General features: G+C 60.2%; 2 protein-coding genes. Both read left to right on the forward strand.

What is annotated here, in order from left to right; all coding sequences use genetic code 11:
* Nucleotides 1-276 (forward strand): hypothetical protein (locus tag AWU74_RS11675; RefSeq protein WP_187150869.1); only part of this gene is annotated, 276 nt, incomplete at its 5' end.
* Nucleotides 277-428: 152 nt separating this feature from the next.
* On the forward strand, nt 429-1,583 hold a 1,155-nt coding region (locus AWU74_RS05435), incomplete at its 3' end, for a glycosyltransferase (RefSeq protein ID WP_062328407.1).

The raw sequence follows: 1,583 nt of genomic DNA on the forward strand, positions 1-1,583 counted from the left end.
GCAAACGGCGCGACGCTGGTGCCGCTTGAGTGCCGCTCGTACAATGCGGAGCAGGAAGTGCGCGTCGCGTCCCGTGCCCGCGAAAGCATAGATCTAGTCATCCCGAAGGCGGTGCAGGAAACTGTGCTTGAGCGGCTCGAAACGGAAGGGCTGTTTGAAAGCGAAGCCGCGGGCATACTCGGCGTCATCGACGTGCAAAAGGCGACGACCGACGCGGGACGCGCCCAAAAACCGTCGCTGTTCGGGAACTTCCATTTTCCAAGCCGCAAACGCTAACGACTCGGTACGGCGGACATTCCGCATAACCTATGCGCACGCGCGATTTGCTGAGAGATAGCGTTGCGGAACGACGAATTTCTCCGGCTTGAGCAAGGACTCGCCGGATTTGCAAGCATCGGCGGCGGGCGCGACGCGAAAATAAGGGTTATATGAACATAGGTCTTTTCAGCGACACGTATTGCCCGCAGGTAAACGGCGTGGTGACGGTGGTCAGAGCGCTTAAAACGGAGCTTGAAAAGCGCGGGCACCAGGTGTTCGTGTTTACGGTGAAGCACCCCGACGCGCCGGAGAAAGAAAAAGGCGTGTTCCGCTTCCAGTCGCTGCGGTTCCGGCACGAGCCGCAGCACCGAATCGGGGTGGTGCTTGGTCGGCAGGCGGTAAAGTGCGCGGAGCAGCTCAACTTGGACATACTCCATGCGCACACCGAATTCAGCCTGTCTCAGGCGGCGCGGGCGGTGAGCAAGGCGCTGAACATTCCGGTAGTCCACACGCTGCACACGTTTTACGAAGATTACATGGATTACGTCCCGTGGCTGCTCGAGCCGCTTTTCAGGCGGAACCTCCCCGCCGTGCTGCGCTATCTTTTGCGGAAACGGTGCTGCGTCGTTGCGCCGTCACAGAAAATCAAGCGCTACCTTGAAGATATCCGCTACCCGAATCCGGTGCACGTCGTGCCGAACGGCATAGACCTGTCGTATTTTTACGAACCGCCCGTCGACGCGCAGAAAGACGCCGCCGCCCTGCGCGAGCGGTACCGCCTGCCCGCTGTCAGCGACCTCGTTGTGTTCGTCGGGCGGCTCGGCACGGAAAAGAATATTCACACACTGCTGTTGAACTGCAAGGAACTGCACGCCCGCCGCCCGAACGCGCGCTTCCTTATTGCGGGCGACGGACCGGACCGACGGGAGCTTGAAACGTATGCCTACCTGCTGGGAATCAGCGAAGCGATCGTATTCACCGGATACCTCCGCTGGCCGGAAGAAATCAGGCAGGCATACGCCGCCTCCGACGTGTTTATGAGCGCGTCCCACAGCGAGGTGCACCCTATTACGTTCATCGAGGCAATGGCGTCGGGGCTTCCCGTCGTCGCGGCGGCGGACGCGAGCATTCAGGACATGGTGCTGAACGGCGAGAACGGCTGGACGGTCGAGGACGACAAGCTGCTGTGGGAGAAGGCGCTTGGAATCTTGCGAAACCCGGACGCGAAAGCGTCTATGCGCCGACGCTCGCGGGAGATTTCCCAGAACTATTCGGTAGACCGCTTCGTTACGTCGATGCTCGACATATACGAGGAATACCGCGTT

Source organism: Treponema endosymbiont of Eucomonympha sp. (genome assembly GCF_001028545.1).